Source organism: Dickeya sp. ws52, from assembly GCF_007210685.1.
GTDB lineage: Bacteria > Pseudomonadota > Gammaproteobacteria > Enterobacterales > Enterobacteriaceae > Dickeya > Dickeya chrysanthemi.
On the sequence record NZ_SZVX01000020.1, the window covers coordinates 25,576 to 47,829 of the forward strand.

General features: G+C 54.7%; 18 protein-coding genes. 9 read left to right on the plus strand and 9 right to left on the minus strand.

Translation table 11 applies throughout. The features are described from left to right. Nucleotides 1-15 precede the first annotated feature (15 nt). Together FDP13_RS17425 and tyrR are read left to right on the plus strand one after the other, a co-directional pair. Entirely contained in the window at nucleotides 16-1,578 is a 1,563-nt protein-coding gene (locus FDP13_RS17425) for a M20/M25/M40 family metallo-hydrolase (RefSeq protein ID WP_143840012.1), read from the plus strand. Nucleotides 1,579-1,695: 117 nt separating this feature from the next. Beyond that, a complete protein-coding gene (gene tyrR / locus FDP13_RS17430; protein WP_033576918.1) occupies nucleotides 1,696-3,261 on the plus strand; it encodes a transcriptional regulator TyrR in 1,566 nt (521 codons plus the stop codon). Nucleotides 3,262-3,350: 89 nt separating this feature from the next. Here the strand turns inward: tyrR and FDP13_RS17435 are convergent, their stop codons facing one another. Beyond that, the gene (locus FDP13_RS17435) at nucleotides 3,351-3,632 is read right to left on the minus strand and encodes a hypothetical protein (RefSeq protein WP_143840040.1); all 282 of its coding nucleotides are present in this window, start codon (nucleotides 3,630-3,632) and stop codon (nucleotides 3,351-3,353) included. Nucleotides 3,633-3,784: 152 nt separating this feature from the next. Continuing rightward, nucleotides 3,785-4,333: a GNAT family N-acetyltransferase gene (locus tag FDP13_RS17440; protein WP_143840013.1), complete on the minus strand. Its 549-nt coding sequence runs from the start codon at nucleotides 4,331-4,333 to the stop codon at nucleotides 3,785-3,787. A gap of 117 nt (nucleotides 4,334-4,450) precedes the next feature. Here FDP13_RS17440 and FDP13_RS17445 point away from each other — a divergent pair, with 117 nt between their 5' ends. Further along, entirely contained in the window at nucleotides 4,451-6,784 is a 2,334-nt protein-coding gene (locus FDP13_RS17445; protein WP_143840014.1) for a penicillin acylase family protein, read from the plus strand. 18 nt (nucleotides 6,785-6,802) lie between these two features. On the opposite strand, the gene FDP13_RS17450 is transcribed toward FDP13_RS17445, so the two are convergent. Next, nucleotides 6,803-7,723 (minus strand): helix-turn-helix transcriptional regulator, encoded by a 921-nt coding sequence (locus FDP13_RS17450; RefSeq protein ID WP_143840015.1) that lies wholly within the window; start codon nucleotides 7,721-7,723, stop codon nucleotides 6,803-6,805. 128 nt (nucleotides 7,724-7,851) lie between these two features. Here FDP13_RS17450 and FDP13_RS17455 point away from each other — a divergent pair, with 128 nt between their 5' ends. Next, nucleotides 7,852-9,273: an MFS transporter gene (locus FDP13_RS17455; protein ID WP_033576909.1), complete on the plus strand. Its 1,422-nt coding sequence runs from the start codon at nucleotides 7,852-7,854 to the stop codon at nucleotides 9,271-9,273. Nucleotides 9,274-9,368: 95 nt separating this feature from the next. Here the strand turns inward: FDP13_RS17455 and tpx are convergent, their stop codons facing one another. Together tpx and mpaA are read right to left on the minus strand one after the other, a co-directional pair. Continuing rightward, nucleotides 9,369-9,872: a thiol peroxidase gene (gene tpx / locus FDP13_RS17460; RefSeq protein WP_033576908.1), complete on the minus strand. Its 504-nt coding sequence runs from the start codon at nucleotides 9,870-9,872 to the stop codon at nucleotides 9,369-9,371. 55 nt (nucleotides 9,873-9,927) lie between these two features. After that, nucleotides 9,928-10,659 carry a murein tripeptide amidase MpaA gene (gene mpaA, locus FDP13_RS17465; RefSeq protein WP_012769491.1) on the minus strand — a complete coding sequence of 244 codons (732 nt, stop codon included), beginning with the start codon at nucleotides 10,657-10,659 and terminating at the stop codon, nucleotides 9,928-9,930. A 297-nt stretch (nucleotides 10,660-10,956) separates the two neighbouring features. Between mpaA and FDP13_RS17470 the strand changes: the two genes are divergently transcribed. Continuing rightward, nucleotides 10,957-12,561, plus strand: a complete 1,605-nt coding sequence (locus FDP13_RS17470) for an ABC transporter substrate-binding protein (RefSeq protein ID WP_143840041.1) — start codon at nucleotides 10,957-10,959, stop codon at nucleotides 12,559-12,561. Nucleotides 12,562-12,747: 186 nt separating this feature from the next. Then, a complete protein-coding gene (zntB, locus tag FDP13_RS17475; RefSeq protein ID WP_012769494.1) occupies nucleotides 12,748-13,731 on the plus strand; it encodes a zinc transporter ZntB in 984 nt (327 codons plus the stop codon). A gap of 528 nt (nucleotides 13,732-14,259) precedes the next feature. Here the strand turns inward: zntB and ttcA are convergent. Both ttcA and FDP13_RS17485 read right to left on the minus strand, forming a co-directional pair. After that, complete coding sequence (ttcA, locus tag FDP13_RS17480) at nucleotides 14,260-15,201, minus strand: tRNA 2-thiocytidine(32) synthetase TtcA (RefSeq protein WP_012769495.1); 942 nt, start codon at nucleotides 15,199-15,201, stop codon at nucleotides 14,260-14,262. Nucleotides 15,202-15,412: 211 nt separating this feature from the next. Then, nucleotides 15,413-16,969 (minus strand): N-acetylglucosaminidase, encoded by a 1,557-nt coding sequence (locus FDP13_RS17485; RefSeq protein ID WP_234424428.1) that lies wholly within the window; start codon nucleotides 16,967-16,969, stop codon nucleotides 15,413-15,415. A 61-nt stretch (nucleotides 16,970-17,030) separates the two neighbouring features. Here FDP13_RS17485 and FDP13_RS21835 point away from each other — a divergent pair, with 61 nt between their 5' ends. Together FDP13_RS21835 and FDP13_RS17490 are read left to right on the plus strand one after the other, a co-directional pair. After that, the gene (locus FDP13_RS21835) at nucleotides 17,031-17,321 is read left to right on the plus strand and encodes a hypothetical protein (RefSeq protein ID WP_234424429.1); all 291 of its coding nucleotides are present in this window, start codon (nucleotides 17,031-17,033) and stop codon (nucleotides 17,319-17,321) included. 530 nt (nucleotides 17,322-17,851) lie between these two features. Continuing rightward, entirely contained in the window at nucleotides 17,852-18,349 is a 498-nt protein-coding gene (locus FDP13_RS17490) for a hypothetical protein (protein WP_012769497.1), read from the plus strand. Between the two features lie 161 nt (nucleotides 18,350-18,510). Here FDP13_RS17490 and FDP13_RS17495 read toward each other — a convergent pair whose 3' ends face one another. Next, nucleotides 18,511-20,475: a methyl-accepting chemotaxis protein gene (locus FDP13_RS17495; protein ID WP_143840017.1), complete on the minus strand. Its 1,965-nt coding sequence runs from the start codon at nucleotides 20,473-20,475 to the stop codon at nucleotides 18,511-18,513. A gap of 302 nt (nucleotides 20,476-20,777) precedes the next feature. Between FDP13_RS17495 and FDP13_RS17500 the strand changes: the two genes are divergently transcribed. Further along, on the plus strand, nucleotides 20,778-21,056 hold the full coding sequence (locus FDP13_RS17500) for a DUF333 domain-containing protein (RefSeq protein ID WP_033576905.1): 279 nt from the start codon (nucleotides 20,778-20,780) through the stop codon (nucleotides 21,054-21,056). A gap of 34 nt (nucleotides 21,057-21,090) precedes the next feature. On the opposite strand, the gene FDP13_RS17505 is transcribed toward FDP13_RS17500, so the two are convergent. Further along, nucleotides 21,091-22,083, minus strand: coding sequence for a 2-hydroxyacid dehydrogenase (locus tag FDP13_RS17505; RefSeq protein WP_143840018.1), 993 nt, complete (start codon nucleotides 22,081-22,083; stop codon nucleotides 21,091-21,093). Between the last annotated feature and the right edge of the window lie 171 nt (nucleotides 22,084-22,254).

Consider the following 22,254-nt stretch of genomic DNA (forward strand, 5'->3'; position numbering starts at 1 on the left):
GGAAGGATACTTATAATGTCTCGTGGCAAAAAACTCCTGGTGGCCGGCGTGCTCGGCGCGCTGACGATGGCGGCCTCCGTTCAAGCACAGCAGTGGATTATGACGCCGGCTGACGCGCAAGGCTTCGCTAAGGCCAGCTTTCCTGAATATCTTGAGGGCCTGACGCTCAGTAACGATACCGATATCGCCGCGGATATTCAGCGCAATCTTAATTGGCTGGATAAGGCGTTCCAAAAGCGAGGGTTTTCCACTCAACAACTGGCGAACGGCGCTCACCCGATGCTGTACGCCGAACTGGGGCCGATGCAACCTAACCGTCCGACGGTATTGTTTTTGATGCACTTCGACGGGCAATCGGTCACGGCGTCCGACTGGACGAGCGACCCGTGGAAACCGACGCTGAAAATCAAGGATGCGCGCGGAATCTGGATGCCGCAGCCCAATGATCGGCTGATGCAACCGGGGTTGGACCCGGAATGGCGCGTATTTGGTCGGTCCGCGTCGGATGGTAAAGGGGTGATCTCGGTGTTTCTGACGGCGGTGGATGCGATTAAAAGCGCCCGAATTGCGCCGACGGTAAACATCAAGGTGTTGCTTGATTCGGAAGCTGAGCGCGGTTCGCCGCATTTGACGGCGGTGGTCAACCAGAATGCGGCCCGGCTCAAAAACGACGGTGTCGTTATTTTCAACGGCGCGGTGAATACCAACAACAAACCGGTGATCACCTTTGGTTATCGTGGGTCGATACAGGTCGATATGACGGTGTTTGGCCCCGACCCTGCCGCCCACAGCGGGGCGTTCGGTAATGTGATTATCAATCCGGTGCAACAACTGGCCGCGTTGCTGGCCGGCCTCAAAGATGCTGATGGCCGGGTCACCTTGCCTGGTTTCTATGACCGGGTCAAACTGACGGATGATGAGCGTAAGCAACTGGCGTTGCTGGCACCGCCGCCGGGGACTATCGAAAGCCGCTACGGGGTTACCCAACTGGAAAAAATGGCTCCCAACCCGGTGGAAGCGGTGCAATATCCGTCGCTGGATGTCATCGGCCTGCGTGCCGGCGATACCGGGCGTAAAGCGATATATGCCATTCCTTCGACGGCGACCGCCAGCATCAATATTCGAACGGTGCCTGAAACGTCGCCGGATTATCTGTACGACCTGCTGAAAAAATATGTCGTCGCCAAAGGATTCTATGTGATCCGGTCCGACTCGCCGTCGTTGCAGGAGCGTAATCATAATGCCCGGTTGATCTCGATGAGCCTGATGACGTCATCGGGCAGTTCATTCGCCGTACGTACGCAGATGGCGTCGCCGTTGGCGAAATGGGCGATAGACGGTGTGAAAGCGCCGAATAAAGGGGAGCCGGAGAAAAACCGTATGTTGGGGGTATCGCCGCCGATCAACGGCGCACTGGCGGCGCTGAAAAATGCGTTTGCCGTGGTATCGCTGGTCAATGCGGATAACAACGCGTACGGCAGTGACGAAAATATGCGTATCGGTAACTATATCGAAGGCATTCGCATCATGGTTTCCATGCTGAGTACGCCGTTTCCTGAAGAGGAAAAGGCCAAGTAATCCGCTATTCGGTTGCCGGGGTGTCAACTTTTGCTGACACCCTACTTCATCCGGTTGCGGTGAAAGGGTATGATGCAGTTCTCGTCCCTGTCGCACCTGATGAAGAAGGTTTTATTGATGCGTCTGGAAGTATTTTGTGAAGACCGAATTGGTCTGACTCGTGAGCTGCTCGATCTGCTGGTACTGCGACAGATTGACCTGCGCGGTATCGAAATCGATCCCGCCGGTCGGATCTATCTCAATTTCACCACGCTCAGTTTTGACGCCTTCCGTGAGTTGATGACGGAGATTCGCCGTATCTCCGGCGTCAGCGATGTGCGCACCGTGGCATTCATGCCGTCCGAGCGGGAACACCGGGCGCTGAATGCGCTGCTGGAATCCATGCCCGAGCCTGTGCTGTCGTTTGATCTTAAAGGTAAAGTCGAGTTGGTTAACGCCGCTGCGCTCAGCCTGTTTGACCTGACGCAGGAAAAAGCCCGTACCCTTAACGTCGGCCAGCTATTAACTGACTACCATTTTGCCCGCTGGCAAGAGCAGGGCGGCCAGCCGGAGATGACCCGAGTCGTGATTCGCGGCCAGGATTTTCTGCAGGAAGTGACTCCGGTTCATCTGGAGGACGACAAAGGTAAATCCATGGTCGCCGGCGCGCTGGTGACGTTGAAATCGGCGGCGCGAATGGGCCGTCAACTGCAGGATACGCCGGTCAACGACGAACGTGAATTCGACCATATCGTGGCGGTTGGCCCGCGTATGCGTCAGGTTGTGGAGCAGGCGCGTAAGCTGGCGATGCTGGATGCGCCGTTATTGCTGATAGGGGAAACCGGTACGGGGAAAGATATGCTGGCCCGTGCCTGTCATTTGCGCAGCAGCCGCGGGAAAAAACCGTTTCTGGCGCTCAACTGCGCCGCCTTGCCGGATGACGTCATGGAAAGCGAGCTTTACGGTCATGCGCCGGGTGCTTACCCCAATGCGCTGGAAGGGAAAAAAGGCTTTTTTGAGCAGGCCAACGGCGGTTCGGTATTGTTAGATGAAGTCGGCGAAATGTCGCCGCAGATGCAAACGAAACTGCTGCGTTTCCTTAACGACGGTACGTTCCGCCGGGTAGGCGAAGAGCATGAGGTGCATGTGGACGTGCGTATTTTCTGCGCTACGCAGAAAAACATGCTGGACCTGGTGCAACGCGGGCTGTTTCGTGAAGACCTTTATTACCGCCTGAATGTACTGACGCTGCAACTGCCGCCGCTGCGCGAGACCCCGGCGGATGTGATGCCGTTAGTCGAGCTGTTTGTTGCCCGATTTGCTGATGAACAAGGAATCGCACACCCCCGTATCGCGCAGGAGGTGCGTAACCTGTTGCCTCAATACGGCTGGCCGGGCAATGTGCGTCAATTGAAAAACACCATTTATCGGGCGTTGGCGCAACTGGAAGGTGATGAATTGCGTCTGCGTGATATCGATTTACCGGCTTTCCAGCCGGAAATTGCCCACAATGACGATTTACTGGAAGGTTCCCTCGACGATATCAGCAAACGGTTTGAGCGCTCGGTACTTACTCGCCTTTACCAGACTTACCCCAGTACCCGCAAGTTGGCTAAACGCCTCGGCGTATCTCACACCGCCATCGCCAACAAATTGCGAGAGTACGGACTGAGTAGCCGCAAAGGCGGGGATGAGGACGAATAACTCCCAATAACCTGATGAAGTCCTGCGCGGCGATGGTAGGCAAACAAACTATAAAAAGAGAAGAGAAAAGGCCCGACGAACGGGCCTTTTCATTGAGCAGAGACATATGCTTTACGCAATCTTCGTTTCAACGCGGGCAGGCGGTTAACTTTCAAACTTTCGCCTATGTATTTGCCGTTAACCAGTTTGATATCACCTGATTCCAGCTTATTCTTCAAATCCTGACCAGCAGCTTTTTGGAGTCTTTCACCCATTGTAAGGGTAAGATGCCCGGCAGAGGTAGAATAAGTATTAATAACTTTGAGTCGTGACGACATAACCTCTTCCTCCTGTTGGTACATCACAATAAGCATTCCATCCAGGAAATCCATCTTCAAACAACCGACTCTTCCGTTTTCCATTGAATCGGGTTATTCACGGATAGTCCATATCTGGAAAAACGAGCGTCCATTCAAGCAAATGCTGGTATGGAAAACAATTTCTTGTTTATGGCGACAGCGCAATAAGCGTGCACAGACTGCTATCAATAAATAAGCCCATCCCCCGGAATCAGCGAATATAACGCTGCTGTTACCGGTTGGTCATTGATGATGATCCGGTTACGCAGCAGCCCTTCGAAATGTGCGCCGACTTTCTCCGCCACCTGGCGGCTGGCATGGTTTTCTTCTGCTGCGATGATTTCCAGCCGGGTCAGCCCCAACGTGCCGAAACCGAACGGGACGATTTCCCGCACGGCTTCCGGAATGATGCCTTGCCCTTGCGCTGTCCGGCGGACCCAGTAACCGATATTGCCGAGACGGTACGCTTTGCTGATACTGTTGATGGCAATAGAACCCAGTAGATGACCGGTGATCCGGTCGGTGATCGCCAGATCAAACGACGTACCTTCACGGCGTTGTTGTTCACAATCGGTTATCCAGCTTTGCGCCATGGCCAGATCGTAATGCGGTACGCACCAGGGGAGCCAACGACCTATCGACTCCAGCGATTCATGTATGGCATCAAACAGCGCAGTGGCATCGGATGGCACCAGCGGGTGTAAACTCAGACGGGGAGTCAGCAATGGGAACATACCACCTCCAAAACCAGCAAAATAGCGGATACAGGATGATACAAATGATAATGCAACAGTTTTTCTCCCCACGCTATTGTCATTAACACTCACCTGAATCATACGAGAGGATAAATCGTGCGTATCAACAACGGGTTGAGGATAACGGCCGGCGCGTTGGCGCTGGGCGTTGTGCTGATAATGGCGCTGGCTGTCGCCGTATGGGGCTTGCTGCGCCAGAGTTTGCCTCAACTGGACGGTGAACTCAGCGTGCCGGGGTTGCATACGCCGGTGACGGTAGAGCGTGATGAGACCGGTGTACCGAGTATTCGCGCCGCTGATCGTCTGTCTGCGGTATTTGCGTTGGGTTTTGTCCATGCGCAGGATCGTTTTTTCCAGATGGATTTGCTCCGGCGCAGTGCCGCGGGAGAGTTGTCGGCGTTGGTGGGCGCGGCGGCGCTGCCGCTCGATCGCCGGCACCGGTTGTTTTTGTTGCGTCAGCAGGTTACCCAACGCTGGCAGTCGCTGCCGATGGACCAGCAGCAGACTTTGCGCAGTTACGCCGCCGGCGTCAATGCCGGGTTAAACAGCCTGAAAACACGGCCGTTTGAGTATTGGCTGCTGCGTGCGGAGCCTCAGGCTTGGCTACCGCAGGACACCCTGCTGGTGATCGCCGCGATGTATTTTGATCTGCAGGATAATCAGTTCGGCCGGGAATACGCCCGGGGCTGGATTGCCGGTCAGAGCACGCCGGAACAGGCTGATTTTTTGTTGCCGGAAGCCAGCGTATGGGATGCGCCGCTGGTTGGGCAACTTCCGCCTGGGCCTGCGTTGCCGCCCGAACCGCCTGCATGGTGGGGGCGAGGGGCGCAGTCAGCGGGTGATTCCGCCGGTATCGACGAGCAGGCTAAAGGCAGTAATGGTTGGCTGGTGCGTACGCCGGAACGGGCGATACTGGCGAATGACATGCATCTTGGGCTGAGTTTGCCGACGGTGTGGTATCGCGCGCAACTGATTTATCCGGCTGACGGCGGCAACTGGCGTTTGACCGGACTTTCTCTGCCGGGGGCTCCGGCGATTGTCAGTGGCAGCAATGGGGATATCGCCTGGGGGTTTACCAACAGCTACGCCGATACCTTTGATTGGGTGAAGCTGAACATGAACGAAGGGAACCCGCGTCCGGTACAGGAAACGCTGGTGGTGAGTCATGGCGAGCCGCAATCGATGACGGTCGAAACCAGTGATTGGGGGCCGGTGGCCGCGACCGGACAAGGACGCATGGCGATGCACTGGGTACTCCAATTGCCGGGTTCGCTGGATTTGTCGCTGATGTCGCTGGCGGAAACCCGTACGGTGTTGGATGCGCTGGCCGTTGGGCAGCGAACCGGTTTGCCGGTGCAAAATCTGCTGGTGGCTGACCGTCATGGGCATATCGGCTGGACACTGGCCGGAACATTGCCGGATCGGTTGACGCCCGGTGCCCAAAACAGCTTTCCGCTGGTGGACATACAACAGGCGCGCTGGCGTGATACGGCTTTGCCGGCGGCGGCGCATCCTGAATTGGTCGACCCGCCGCAAGGCGTCATCGTGACCGCGAATAATCGTCTGCTGTTTGATGAGCAGGGAGAACGGATTGGCGATGGCGGCGCCGATCCCGGTGTCCGGGCATCGGCGATTCATCAGGCACTGAATGACGTCAGCCAGCCGGATATAACGGCAATGCACCGTATCCAACTGGATAATCGTGCGCTGCTGGCGGCCAGCTGGCGTGATCGGCTACTGGATTGTCTGGAGGCTTCCGCACCGAATATGTTGACGGATCAAGCGGCAATCAGAACGCTATTGCATCAATGGAACGGCCAGGCGACGGCCGATTCAACGGCGTATCTGCTGCTGAACCGTTGGCGCGAGGCGATTTACCAGCGGCTGTTCGGCACATTGGATCAACAACTGGCGCAGGCATGGCCGAAGGCCAGTTATCGGGCTGCCAACCCGCGCTGGGATGTGACGGTGCAGCAGTTGATGCATGATGAAGCGCGTCAGTGGGTGCCTGCGCCAGCCAAAGACTGGTGCCAGTTCTCGCTGCAACAGCTGGAAGCGGTGTGGCGTGATAACGGCGAAGGCCGCCGTAACTGGGGAGAGGTCAACCAGAGTCATATCGCTCATCCGCTGGCATCGTCACTGCCATTGCTGGGCCGCCTGCTGCAAGTGCCGGCGCGGCCGCTTTCCGGAGACAACCATGTGCCGCATGTGAACCGCCCGACGTTCGGTGCGTCGGAGCGGCTGGTGGTGTCGCCGGGCGATGAAGCCAACGCGACGCTCAGCCTGCCGGGCGGTCAGAGCGGTAATCCGCTCAGCCGCTGGTGGCTGGATGGCTATCGCCGCTGGATGAGTGAAGAGCCGACGCCGTTACTGCCGGGCGCCGGTTCAAACCGACTGGAGCTGAAACCTGCCAGTGCCGCTCAGCCTTAAAACCGGGTGATGGCTTTATTATTGGGTATGTGGTGCGAGCGTGCCCGCCTCGCCGGGCGGCGGCAACTGGGCCAACTGAGCGAGCAGGGCGTTATCCTGCTCGCTGGTCGGCATATACACCAGCAGGCGGTCGCCGTTGCGGGAGCTACTCCACCAGTTGATCTGACGTAGAGTGAAGATGCCCAGCGTTGGATGACGAAATTGCTTGATTTTGTCATCCACGCCTTGGATTTCGTAACGCTGGTACCATAGCTGGCGGAACTCTTCCGAGGCATTCAGATAGCGTTGCAGTTGCGCTTCCCACAGCGGGTCACCCGCGTGTTCCGTCATCTGCGCACGGAACATCGCCACCAGATTCGGCAATAAATCATGCTGGTCCGCCAATCGTTCCCGCCAGTTCGGGTGGGTGAGCGCCAGCCAGACGCAGTTGCGGTCTTCCGGGGCGATTTGGTGCAGGTCGATATCCAGTAATTGGCTCCAGGCGCGGTTAAATCCGAGAATATTGGCGCGTGCATTGACGATCAACGCCGGGAAAGGATTGAGTTGGTCGAGAATGCGTTGGCTGTCCGCGCTGATTTTTTCACAACTGGCTTGTGCGGCGGGGGAGAACGGCAGCCCCGCCAGCATAAACAGATGCCGGGTTTCAGCCTCATTGAATTGCAGAGCGTCGGCGATGGCGGTCAATGTTTTGGCGGAAGCGCGGATTTCCCGCCCTTGCTCCAGCCAGGTGTACCAGGTGATGCCGACATCCGCCAGCAGTGCCACATCTTCACGGCGTAGCCCCGGCGTGCGTCGCTTGCGGGGAATTGATAACCCCAACCGCAGCGGGTCGAGACTTTCACGTCGTGCGCGCAAAAATGCGCCTAATCGTTTGCGGTTATCCGGCTGTAGCGTTGTCACGTGGGTAGTCGCCGGTGGCTCAGGTATCGGCATGACCATAGGTATCTCCGCAGAGGGGTAATCATCACTGGCAGGTAGTTCTTATACCAGGATAAACAGGAACTGGTACCCGTTTAAATTATCGATAATGCTAGCTACCTCACAGAATTAACGCAACGGGGACATTGATGAAACAGGTTTCACTTTCACAGGGGCTCACCAGCATTGGCCTGATGGTGTTGTTGACCGGCCAGCTGTTGCCGATGATCGATTTTTCAATCGTGAATGTGGCGCTGGAAGCGATGTCCCATTCACTGTCTGCCAGCCCGGCGGAGCTGGAACTGGTGGTATCGATTTACGGCGTGGCATTCGCCGTATCGTTGGCGATGGGCGGAAGGCTGGGGGATAACCTGGGGCGACGCCGGGTGTTTATCGTGGGGGTGGCGGTGTTCGGCGTGGCGTCGCTGTTGTGCGGTATCGCTCAGGCAGTGTGGGTGTTGCTGGCCGCCCGTGCTTTGCAGGGCATCGGTGCGGCGCTGGTGGTGCCGCAGATTCTGGCGACGATTCATGTCTGCCTGCGCGGGCGTGAACATGTTCGGGCATTGGGCTTTTACAGTGCGATGGGTGGGCTGGCTTTTGTGGTTGGGCAGGTCCTGGGCGGATTTTTGATTCAGCTGGATATTGCCGGTTATGGCTGGCGTAGCGTGTTTTTGGTTAATCTGCCGGTCTGCCTGCTGATATTGCTGCTGGCGCCGTTGCATCTGCCGGATACGCGGGGGGAAAAACCAGTGGCATTGGATCTGCCCGGCACAGTGTTGCTGTCATTACTGCTGGCCAGCGTACTGTTTCCGCTGGCGCTGGGGCCGCTCTTGCATTGGCCATGGCCTTGTCTTGCCGTGTTGTTGAGTAGTCTGGTGTGGTTTGCGTGGCTATGGCGGGTAGAACGGCGCCAGCCTGCGCCCTTGCTGCCGCCGGCATTGTTCAGACTGCCGGGGATCCGTTTTGGTTTGTTGCTGGCGTTGCTGTTTTTTTCCAGCTGGAGCGGATTCATGTTCGCGGTGGCTTATACCCTGCAATCCGGTGCGGGGTTTACTCCGCTGCAATCGGGTAACAGTTTTATCGGTTTAGGGTTGTCGTATTTTGTGGCTTCGCTGCTCAGCGCTCGCCTGACCGCCCGTGTGGGGAATCGCGGTGCGTTGCTGACGGGCTGCGCTATCCAGATGAGCGGGTTGGTATTATTGATGGTCTCGTTGGCGTGGCGTTGGCCGGTATCGGTGCTGCAACTGTTGCCCGCAACGATGATGATTGGCTTCGGCCAGGCGTTTATCGTGAGTAGCTTTTATCGTATCGGGCTTGCCGATGTGCCGATGCAGCAGGCCGGAGCAGGCAGTGCGCTGCTTTCCACCATGCAACAGGCATCGTTCGGGCTGGGGCCGATCGTGCTGGGAACGGCGCTGGTACAGGTGCTGCATACTCGCGGCGGGCAGTTTGACGATGCGCTGATCGTTACCTTGCTGGTGGAGTGGGGCATGATGTTGGTATTAGTGTTGTGTACGCTGGGTAACCGCGCGATGAGAAGCGCCGTACCGTCGGTTGCCTGTAGGGAATAAGGCTGCATTGAGCGAGCAATAAAAAATGCCAGTCGACAGACTGGCATTTTCATGCGGTTTAGCGCCGGAATGACAGCATACGGCGATAACGTGATTTACTTCAGTACGGCGATGGCTGCATCGTAGTCCGGCTCGTTGGTGATTTCGTTCACCAGCTCGCTGTGCAGTACGTTGTCGTTTTCATCCAGCACCACGACGGCACGAGCAGTCAGCCCTTTCAGGGCGCCTTCGGCAATCGCTACACCGTAGTTTTCTTTGAATTCCGCGCCGCGCAGAGTAGACAGCACGACCACATTGTTCAAACCTTCGGCACCGCAGAAGCGAGACTGGGCAAACGGCAGGTCGGCGGAAATGCACAGTACGACGGTATTATCGAGGCTGGAAGCCAACTGGTTGAATTTACGCACGGACGCGGCGCATACACCGGTATCGATGCTTGGGAAAATGTTCAGGACTTTACGCTTGCCTGCGTAGTGGCTCAGCGCCACATCAGCAAGATCTTTGGCAACCAGTGAAAACGCCGGCGCTTTGCTGCCTGCGGCCGGGAACGATCCTGCTACCGGTACCGGATTACCCTGAAAATGTACATTTGTTGACATGCTTACGTCCTTTATTACAGGTGATTAACATGTCGATTAGTGTAGGGCAACATTATCAACATTGGTATAAAAAATTACGCGACAGCAACCGGGTCAGGGCCGGTAGATAGCGCTGATTGGCACTGTCGGCGGCAATTGCCGGTAACTCGACGGTAATACAAGGCAACCGGCGCTCGGCACACCAACTGCCAAACGAACCCGGTGTCGGATACCCCACATTGTCGACCAGCGGCAACGTCAACTCTTCCGCCAGCCAGGCGCCCAGCTCGCAATGCAGCGGATCATCAATGCAAGCCAACGGTTCGTGCAAGGAGACGACCCACGGCGGCGATAACCGTTCGATCAGGCGGCATAACGCCTGCGTTTCCGGTTCCGAGCCTGGGGCATCGCCGGTGGAGAGCCGCACGTCGCGTACCGGGGTATCTTCGCTCCAGCGATAGACGGTGTCGGCGGGCTGCCAGTTGGCCGCCGGAAAATTGCGGTTGAGGTCGACGCCGTAGGCGTTGGCGCGCAGGCCCAATTGGCAACCGTCCGGATTGACCGCCAGCACCACATGATGAGCCCGTTTTCCTGGAGCCAGTGTGCGCAACGCGCAGGACAGCGCCACCACCGATGCCGTTTCATCGCCGTGCGTTCCGGCGAGAATCAGCCCACTGTGCTTTCCGGCTCTTTCCGCCGGAAACCAAAGCAACGGCGCGCCCAGCCGGGAACGTCCATACTCCTGACCTGGCGAAACAAAGAACCCGCGTTCGGTTCGAGGGCGTTGTACAAACCCGGCGTCTGTCATGATGATGTCCTGAAATCGGTTCGACGTTGTTTCGCCTGATAATAACAAAAAATTTATGCCGGTCTTGCAGGCAAGCCCGAATTCGCGGGACGCCCCGCAAACCGCAGCCGGACCACTGGCTGGAAAGACCGGTTTGCGACTATGATAACTGTCAGTCTGATAACGTTTTTTTGATTCGCATTCGCCCCAAATCATGTGCCCAAATCATGTGAGTGACACGATGCAGCGTGGCGGCGAAGACAGGGCCTCTTTGGTAAGGACAAACACAACATGCAATTTCGTTATTCTGCCGTCTCCATGAGTGCGCTTTCCGCAGTACTGATGACAACGCTGATGACGTCGGCCGGTGCGGCGCAGGTTCCACCCGGTACGGTGCTGGCAGAGCAACAGCAGGTCGTACGTCATATTAAAGACGAACCCGCCTCGCTGGACCCAATCAAAGCCGTGGGGTTGCCGGAAATTCAGGTGATTCGCGACTTATTCGAGGGGTTAGTCAATCAGGATGCGCAAGGCAACCCGATTCCCGGCGTTGCCCAGCGCTGGCAGACTAACGATAACCGTACCTTTTTGTTTACTCTTCGGACGGATGCGCGTTGGTCGAACGGCGATCCGGTAACGGCCCGAGATTTTGTTTACAGCTGGCGGCGGTTAGTGACGCCGCAGAACAATTCGTCGTTTGGCTGGTTTGCCCGGATGGCGGGGATCGTCAATGCCGATGAGATCCTGACCGGCAAGCTGCCTGCCGATAAGCTTGGCGTGGTTGCGGTCGACGATCACACGCTCAAAGTACAGCTCAGTAAACCGGTGCCTTATTTCCTCAGTCTGATGGCGAATTTCAGCTTGTATCCGGTGCATCAGGCCACGGTGGAGAAATACGGCAATGAGTGGACAAAACCCGGTAATTTAGTGGGTAACGGCGCTTTCGTACTGAAAGATCGCGTGGTGAATGAGAAGCTGGTATTAACGCCGAATGACCAGTATTGGGATCACGCCAATACCCGCCTGACGCAGGTCACATTCGTGCCGATTAACCAGGAGTCGAATGCCGCCAAGCGCTATCTCGCCGGCGATATCGATATCACCGAATCATTCCCCAAAAATCAGTATCAGAAACTGTTGAAAGATCTGCCGGGGCAAGTCTTTACGCCGGATCAACTGGGTACCTATTACTATGCGTTTAATACCCAGCGTGCGCCGACCAACGACATACGGGTGCGTAAAGCGCTGTCCTATGCCATTGACCGCAAGATCATTGCGGAAAAGGTACTGGGGACCGGGGAAAAACCGGCCTATCGCTTCACACCCGATGTGACCGCCGGTTTCACGCCGCAGCCGGGCCAGTTGCAGCAGTATTCACAGGCTGAACTGGATATGCAGGCCAAGGCGCTGATGGCGGCAGCGGGGTATGGCCCGTCCAGGCCGTTGAAGCTGACGCTGCTGTATAACCTGCAGGAGGTTCACCAGAAAATCGCCATTGCGGTGGCATCAATGTGGAAGACGAAACTCGGTGTAGACGTCAAACTGGTGAATCAGGAGTGGAAGACGTATATCGACAGCCGTAACTCAGGTAATTTTGATGTGATACGCGCGTCCTGGATCGGCGATTACAATGAGCCTTCCACGTTCCTGTCGTTGCTGACCACCAGCCACAGCGGCAATATCGCCCGCTTCAATAATGCTGATTATGATCGCCTGATGGCGGATACCGCCGGACAGACCGACCGGAAGATCCTCAACGAGGATTACAACCGCGCCGAGCAAATTCTGGCGGAGCAGGCGCCGATCGCCCCGATTTACCAATACACCAATGGGCGCCTGATTAAGCCCTGGGTAAAAGGGTATCCCATTACTAACCCGGAAGACGTGGCCTACAGTCATACGCTCTATATTTTGAAACATTAACAGCCTGTTGGCGTCGGTTTTAAGATGCAGATGCACTGGAGTTTGATACGTCAGGAGCCGGGGCGTTTATTGGTCGCGTTCTCAAATTGCGGCGTTATCACCGCAACAAGCGATGCGCCGGTTTCCGATTGCAGCGGCCGACACAGGCAGTAAGATGGATGTGGTGTGCATGGCAGGAGAAGATGTGTGGATGTGACGGAAAGTAATGCGATCCCGCTGACGGGGGCAGTCTTTACTTATCAATTGGATGGTCGGGGAGGTGTTCTGCCGCTGGCGGAGCGGGGGATGACGGAAGAAGGGCTGCCCGTCTGGCTGCATCTCGACTCGACGCAACCGGCCAGCGTGCGCTGGCTGCATGAAACCACACTGTTGCCGGATAGTGTGCGCCATGCACTGGCGGGAGAAAGCGCTCGCCCGCGCGTGGTTCGGCTTGGCGAAGGCACGTTAGTGACCTTGCGCAGCATCAATTACAATCCCAATGCCCGGCCGGACGAGTTGGTCGCTATCCGGGTATTTATTACTGATCGCCTGATTGTCTCTACGCGTCGCCGCAAGGTTGCGGCGATTGATGAAGTCATGAGTGATCTGAAAGAGGGCAACGGGCCTGCCAATAGCGGCGACTGGATCGTGTCTGTCGCGGAAGCGTTGACCGATCACACCAGCGAGTTTATTGACGAACTGCATGAGAAAATCATCGATCTGGAAGATGCTTTGTTAGAGCAACGCATTCCGCCGCGCGGCGAACTGGCGCTGATTCGCAAGCAACTGATTGTATTGCGCCGTTACATGACGCCGCAGCGTGATATTTTCTCGCGTCTTTCCGGTGAGAAATTTAGCTGGATGCAGGATGATGATCGCCGTCGTATGCAGGAAATTGCCGAGCGTCTTGGTCGCGGCCTGGAGGATTTAGACGCCAGCATCGCCCGCACAACGGTTATTGCCGATGAAATCACCTCACTGATGACGGATGCGATGAATCGGCGTACCTATACTATGTCGTTGCTGGCGATGGTCTTTTTGCCTACGACGTTTCTGACCGGGTTATTCGGCGTGAATCTGGGCGGAATGCCGGGCGCGAATAGCGGCATCGGGTTTGGCGTATTTTGCCTGATGTTGGTGTTATTAGTGAGCGGCGTTGCCTGGTGGTTAAAGCGCAGTAAATGGTTGTGAGCGGAATAACGAAATAATTGCGCGAAATATCACACAACTTGCGGTGGTGATAAAAAGCATTGCCAATATTGAGCCATATCAACATTTTTTAACTATACCTGCGGCACTATTCTTCCCGCAGGTGAATGCAACGTCAAGCGATGGGCGTTGCGCTCCATATTGTCTTACTTCCTTTTTTGAATTACTGCATAGCACAATTAATTCACACCATGCCGACGTTTCGTCGGCTTTTTTTTGCCCGCAATATTACGACGTTTCTGTACCGGGGCCGCTACGGGCTGTATGCCGTTTGTGAACATGCGTGTGCGCTGAACGGTCATGGTAATCAGAGCCTATCCCATTAGGGCTATTTCACTGGCCGTTTTAGCCCTGAGCAGTGCGCGAAATCCTCAGGCTCCGGCTTCTCCGCTCTGTCCGAGCCAAACTGGCTGCGCCAATAACGCCTACTGGGATAGGCTCTACGTTGCAGGCAATCCGCGAGATATGTCGGCGGCCATGTGACCGCCGATAAACCAGTAAAAGGGCAGGTTAACGAATTTCCAGTACGTCCAGCCGTTCCGGCGACCGGGCGTTGTCTTCGTCGTCCTCATCCGGCTGCCAGCCTGCGGGTTGTAGCGGCATTTCTTCGCGGTCGAACGCTAAATCGCCGCCGTCTACTACCGCGCTGCCTTGACGAATCGATTTAAAATCAAACAAGGCGGTGTCGCACAGATGCGACGGCACCGCATTTTGCATGGCGCTGAACATAGTTTCGATACGGCCGGGGTAGCGTTTATCCCAGTCGCGCAGCATGTCTTTGATCACCTGACGCTGCAGGTTAGGTTGGGAGCCGCACAGATTACACGGGATGATCGGGAACTGGCGGGCCTCGGCAAAGCGCTCAATATCTTTTTCACGGCAGTACGCCAGCGGACGAATCACCACGTGTTTGCCGTCATCGCTCATCAGCTTAGGCGGCATACCTTTGAGTTTGCCGCCGTAGAACATGTTGAGAAACAGCGTTTGCAGGATGTCATCGCGGTGATGGCCGAGTGCTATCTTGGTGGCGCCCAGTTCGGTGGCGGTACGGTACAGAATGCCGCGACGCAGGCGAGAGCAAAGCGAACAGGTGGTTTTCCCTTCCGGAATCTTCTCTTTCACGATGCCGTAGGTATTTTCTTCCACAATCTTATATTCCACGCCGATACTGTCCAGATACTGCGGCAGCACATGTTCCGGGAATCCCGGCTGCTTCTGGTCCAGATTCACCGCCACCAGCGAGAAGTTCACCGGCGCGCTCTGTTGCAGGTTACGCAGGATCTCCAGCATGGTGTAGCTGTCTTTGCCACCGGACAGGCAGACCATGATCCGATCGCCATCTTCAATCATGTTGAAATCGGCAATCGCTTCGCCCACGTTACGGCGCAGGCGCTTTTGCAGTTTGTTGAGGTTATAGATTTGCTTGGGTGTAACAGATTGATTTTCTGACATTTAACGGTAACTCATGTTCATAGGGCCGGTGCTCCAGCATTGCTGGGGGCTAAGTGTACCATTAAGTGCGCGCCAGGGGAGTCTGGTGGCACCATAAACATGAGGGGGGAAGAATACTTATGACATTCCGGATTCACTGTATAGCGTTTCTATCCGACGATAGTTTTTTAGTTTAAAACTACTCTCCACTGTATGGAGAGTGGTTTTTTGATTACTTTTTATATTCAGGTATTTCAAATTTTAGTTTTGCATTGGGGAATGTATCCATCATTTTTTTCATCTTGATAGACTGATCTGTTGCCCAATTTATTGCGGTTGCGTATTGATGAGTCGCAGGTTTTTTGGGATTCCACCTCATGTTATATAGTGTATTCTGGCCTGTTTTTCTATTGATATAATGACTTGAAATCCATTTTGCACCACCGTCAATTGCTGCATCCACAGAAAACCAGTTCTCATCGTACGCAAGATCTATTCCAGGGGCTGTATTCTTAGGAAATACTTTAATTCCGAACATGTTATATATTTTTTTTCCATTTTTAGTATGATGCCCAGTCGAAAAAGGAGAAGTTCCATTCGCTGTCTCTACTAAAGCATGTGCTACAAGATATGCTTCGTTAATACCATATTTTTTTGCGGCATTAATAAATACCTTTTCTTTTCCTGATAGTACTCCCTTTCCTTTAAGCGTTTCTTTTATGGTTTTTTCTGGTAACTCTGCTGATTCCGTCAGATCTAAGAATTGATACATTGAACTTTCACTCATGTTTTTCTGAGGATCCATATAACCTTTCACAGTACTTCTAGTTACGGCTCCATAGTTCCCATAGGTTGCTTTGCTACTTCCATCTAAAGCCATTTGTTTATTGAGTGCATCGGTTAGTTCATAGTCGTACTTTTTATAATTAAACTCTCTTCTGGGAGAGGGCGAACTATTTGACGGTGTGTCAATGGTATCTTCTTTTTTCGGTGTTATTGACTGATAACTTTCAATAAACACATTGCCGTCAGCCAAATCGTTTTTATACTTCAGGGCAGAAGTGCCATTGGCATCCTTGGCCCCTTCAATATTTCTAGCCGCTTTTATTGCACCGCCAATGCCACCAATGTGTCGTGCTTTGAGAATGCCGGCAATTTCATTTTGAGTCATTTCTGGCTTAATGACTCCCTTCTTAACTAAGTACGCATAGGCTTTATCAGAATTAGTTTTAAAGGCGTTGTCTTGTATCTCTGCACTGGACAAATATTTGTCATAGTCCAGTCCATTCTTCCAGTTGTTTTTATTTTTCAGAAAGCGAGTCATACCACCGGATTTTCCCCATTTATACTCATTGGTGAATCCGTCCGCTTTCATCGCGGCGATAACGGCATTGGCACCGCCTGCAATCAACCCCGCTTCGGCAAGCCAACCTGCACCAGCCTGATAACGGCCGAGATATCCGGCTGAATTGCGAATATCTAATTTGCCACCCGCACTTTCTGTAGCGGCAGTTGACGCTATCAGTGCGCGAGTGTGAGCATCATCAAGGCCTTCAATATTGCCTTGTTTATATGCAGCACCGGTTGCGAGTGCGCGCTGAATCGTACTGCTCCTGCCCGCTGGGATTGGCACATTGATTTTTTGTGCAGGTGCTGTTGGTAAAGATATTGAGTCTACTCGACTGGGCGATGTTCCGGTATTGTCCGCTGGTTTAGGCGTAGCAGACTTCAAGGATTGGCTTGTAAAACCTTGCAGGCTACTCGTCAACCGCGACAACGGCGCCGCCATGCCGGACATCAGCTTGCTTAACTGGCTGCCCGCGGCGGCGTAATCCGGTGCAAACGGCGGGGTGGACGATTCTTGCGGTGCGGCCGGCTCGGTGGTGGGCGCGGCGGCAGTCGGTGCCGGCGTCGGCTGGCTGGCCGGAACAGCATTGGCTGCAGCAGGTGGTGTTGGTGCCTCCACAGGCGGGGTGGGCGTCTGTGGTGGGGAAAATTTAGGCAGCGGCGGAACCGTTGTCACCGGCGGTGTGGTGGGCGGCGTCGGTTGGCTGGCGGTGGTTGGTGCCGATGACGGCCGGGCGGATTCCGGTGCAGATGGTCGAATATTGTCTAACCCGGTTGCTGGCGAAACAGAATAACCAGACGCCGTATTATTGGTTTCTGACGTATTTTGTCGTGACTGAGAGTTTATTTCCGTTTTCTTCGTAAACGAACGCGTTTTTTTTATCACGACGAAGAGTTGTTTGCGGGTGGTGTTATTCTTTTTCATAGGCGTTTAATTAGCGTAATTAGTTGACGTCAATCAGGCGAATTAACGCCGTCAGGATGAATGGGAGACCGCTTCAGTGTTTGAATCACTAAAGTCGGTACTATTTCAGCGTCATGAGAAGAACGATGGCGTTATATTATCGTCTGTAGCTGAATACACTATTCAGGTGTGTTTGTTGATGAAGGAACAAACAAACGGATGGATTTCAGGTATCGATGGGCGCCGGTCGATAGGGATAATTATCCCCTGAGTTGCCCTTTTTTCACGGCATCAACCGATAAAATCGCTGCTATTCTGTAAGCGCACTCCGGTGTTTGTGCGCTGTCTGGCGGATGATGACAGAAAACCGGCCTGACCCTCGTTCGGGGTGAAACTGTTGGTGAAAAGAGAAAAATACCCATGAAGAAACTGCTTCTGGCCGTGGCGGTCACGGCGATGCTGTCAGGATGTTCTGTGTTTCGCACGAAAACAACGAGCCTGAATAGTACGTTTATCTCGCCGTATTACTTTACCTATAGCACCTCACATGTGTTGCAGGGCAATACGAACTGGGTAGATTCCGTCTATCTGACGGGAAACCCGGCGCGTTGGGATGAGATTCGCGGTACTTATAAGGCGGCGTTGCCGAAAATTACCCTTAATTACCGGGTTGAATCATCAAGCGGGGGTTATCGCATTACCTATAACGGCATGGTGAATTACCTGTTATCGGCGCGGCATGGCGTTGATAACGGCAAGGATATGATTGAGGGTGAAAGCGTACGGCAATTCCTTATTCCGCAGCGTACTGCGTTGGTGAGCCGCGACAAGCAAGCGATGCTGACGTTGACGGATGACATCAAGGTGGAAGTGACGCTGACAGAGAAAGTGGAGATGCATTCGATCGAAGATCGCTAACCGACCAGGCGGTAACGGCATGATGCCGGCCGACTTCTCATCGTATCCCTCACGAAACCGGCATCCTTGCCGGTTTTTTGTCGTCCGCGTTACATCACCTCTTCTGTAGGGGGTGATTGTTTGCGGCTTGCAACGGATTACGCATTATGAGGCGTGGTCATCTAAAAGCTTTCCCAGTTCTGTTGGCTTTGGCGCGCGTTGTGGGTTAACGCCGGCCGGGCTTGATCTGCGGCCGGGAGAAGCGTGCGGCTGGCGGGCGGCGGCGTGAGCTGGTGGCGTTCGTGCTGCACATTCTGCATCAGGCGGAAATGGCTCACCAGCGCCGCCAGTTGTACGGATTGTTCTTCCAGCGAACTGGCGGAGGAGGCCGATGCGGTAACCAACGATGCGTTTTGCTGGGTGGTGGCATCCAGTTCGCTGACTGCGTCGGCGATTTGTTCAATACCGCGGCGTTGTTCATCGGATGCGGCGGCAATATCGCCGATGATATCGTTAACACGGGAAACCGAACGCAGGATTTTCTGCATGGCGTCTCCTGCTTCCGCCGCCAGCATGGCTCCGGCATCGATACGGCTCACTGACTCGGCAATCAGAGATGCGATTTCACGTGCGGCCTGAGCACTGCGTTGCGCCAGATTGCGTACTTCGCCGGCGACGACGGCGAAACCTCGTCCTTGTTCGCCGGCACGAGCTGCTTCCACAGCAGCGTTCAGCGCCAGGATGTTGGTCTGGAAAGCGATGCTGTTGATGACATCGGTAATATCGGCGATTTTTTTCGAACTGACGGCGATGTCATGCATGGTATTAACGACGTTTTGCACCACATTGCCGCCGGTGTCGGCGTCTCTGGAGGCTTCCGCCGCAATCTGGCTGGCATGGCGGGCGTTGTCGGCGTTATTTTTTACCGTTGAAGTTAACTGCTCCATGCTGGCGGCGGTCTGGACGACGGCGGCAGATTGCTGCTCGGTGCGAGACGACAGTTCATGGTTGCCGTGGGCGATTTGCGCCGCTGAGGCCGCCACACGGCCAACGCTGTCGCGGATATCGCCGATCATCTGACGTAATCGTCCATTCATGCCGGCCATGGCTGTGGTCAACTGGCCCAGTTCATCACGCCGGTTCGTTTCGATATGGGCCGTCAGGTCGCCGCTGGCGATGCGCTCCGCCAGCGCCAGATTGTGGGACACCGGCGTCGTGATCTGGCGGGTGATATAGCGTGATACCAGTACGCCGAATATCAGCGCCAGTAAGGCAAAAGCCGTCGCACCGGTGATGGCGTTGCTGGTGAGCGTGGTGTTGATCTCGCCCAGGCGGCGGATGATTTCTTTGGCGATATTGCTGACGTTATCGCCGTCGCTTTTTACCGCCGCTTCTGCATCCGACAATCCCTTGTAAGCGGTCAGGTAATTTTCTGCAGCCGTTTTCAGGTTAACGAGGTTTCCCCATAATTCATCCAGTGCGGTTTGCTTATCGGCCGGGAGCTGCGCGGCAAGATCGCGATAACTTTTTTCGATATCGCTAAAACGGCTTTGTAACGTATTCAGCGAGGCGGGAGTGCGTTCAATCACCACCGCATCGGCAGTCGCGTTGTAAGACGCCAGCGCCAGCGTGAGATCGACGGCTTTTTCCCGGTCGTTATCGGATGAAAACGCGATGGTCGCCAGGCTGCGGCGAAAGCGGGAGATGGCTGCATCGATCGGAATACGATTAAACCGGGCGCTTGCGTCGGTAAGCGCTTGTTTGGCGCGGGCCATGTCGTTGATGGATTGCTGTAATGCGACCAGATGTTTTTGCATTCGCACCAGCGGGTCTCTGAACTCGCTTTCCGTATAGAGCCGGTTCCCCTGTTCAAGGTTTTTAGCCAGATCATGGCTATAACTGAGCATGGTGTCGTAAGGCTCATTGTCATTGCTGACCAAATACTTGGTTCGGGCGATCTTGACCTGAAAAATATCCATGATGACGTTGTGCATCAGGTCGGTCTTGCCGTAGTACGTTTTGATGGTCGAAAAACGGTAAACACCGAGTGCTGAGGAGAGAACCACTAACAGTAAAATGACGGCAAACCCCAGGTACAGCTTGCTGGAGACATTCAGGTCAAAAAAACGTTTTCTTGCAGGTGCCATTATCTACTCCCGTTGGCGATGGCGCTGATTGATTATCAGCCTAACTATTAATCGACCCGCAAATGACTGTCTTTAGTGGCTGAAAAATAAGGAAATATATTTTATCCTCCTGAAAATAATTGTATTTGTTACTTACCGTGCGTAAAAACATGAGAGATGAAAACCGGTGATGAGCCGTTACCGCTGACACCGTAAAAGGGTGGTAAAGAAGTGAAGTAAATAGGATTAGGCTGTATTCTGCCGTCTGGCGATAAAATGGATCGGTTGCTTCTCATATCCACAACACAGGAGTCGATAAGAAGATGAATATGCCGCAATGGCTGGTGGCGGGCGCCACATTGATGCTGGTGGCTTGCAGTGGCGGACAAACGGAATCGGCGTCGGTTCCGGAGGTGGTAGCGCCGCAGCGCACGGTGTGGCAGGGGCAAGGCTCGCCGGCGGAAGTAAACTGTACGCTGGCGGGCGGGCGTATGGGGTTTTCGCGTCAACTGAACGGGGCGAGTATCGGTACTTGCCTGCTGGCTAATGGCAAACGTTGCAGCGAAACGGCGTTGATGAACGGCAGTTGTCCGGCAGGTTAAGTTATCGGCGGTACGATGCCGCCGATAACCGGCGTCAAGAATTGACCTGATTAGGGCAGGGCGCGCCTTCACTCAGTTGTTTGATGTTGTGCAGCGTGGTTTCGGCGATGCTGGTCAGCGCTTCTTCCGTTAAAAAGGCCTGATGGCCGGTGAACAACACGTTGTGACAAGCCGAGAGTCGACGAAACACATCGTCCTGGATCACATCGTTGGATTTGTCGGTAAAGAACAGGTCGCGTTCGTTTTCATACACATCCATGCCCAGCGACCCGATTTTTTGCTGTTTCAGCGCGTCGATCGCCGCCTGCGAGTCAATCAATCCTCCGCGGCTGGTGTTGATGATCATCACACCATTTTTCATGCGTGCAAACGCGTCGCGGTCAAGCAGATGGTGATTCTCCGGCGTTAGCGGGCAGTGCAGCGAAATTACGTCTGAGCGGGCGTACAGGGTATCAAGGTCGACATACTCTGCGCCCAGTTCCAGTGCTTGCGGATTCGGATAAGGATCGTGCGCCAGCAGCGTCATGCCGAAGCCTTTGAGGATGCGCAGGGCGGCGATGCCGATTTTACCGGTGCCGATCACCCCGGCGGTGCGCTGGTACATGTTGAAGCCAATCAGTCCTTCCAGTGAGAAATTGGCGTCGCGAGTGCGTTGATAGGCACGATGAATGCGGCGGTTCAGGCTCATCATCATACCTACCGCGTGTTCCGCTACCGCTTCCGGCGAGTAGGCCGGTACGCGCACCACCTGAATACCCAGTTCGCGGGCGGCATCCAGAGAGACGTTGTTAAAACCGGCGCAGCGTAACGCCAGTATTCTGATACCGCTATTCGCCAGCGCCGTCAGCACCTCACGCCCGGCGTCATCGTTGACGAAGATGCAAACGGCGTCGCAGCCGGCGGCCATTTTGGCGGTGCGCGGGCTCAGCATAAAATCGAAAAATTCCAGTTCATACCCGAACTGTTGATTCACCTGTTCCAGGTATTTACGGTCATACTGTTTGGTGCTGTAAATCGCCAGCTTCATGATTGTTTCTCCGCAGGGTATTGTTCGCCGCACGCCCGGTATGCAATGTGAAGGCAGCGGCCCGTTTAAACTAGCAGAAAACGATAAACAGACAAACGGTTACCCTTATCATGATAACGTGATGAAAAGATTGTGATGGCGGCGCATATCGCGATGAAACAGGAGGGGAGG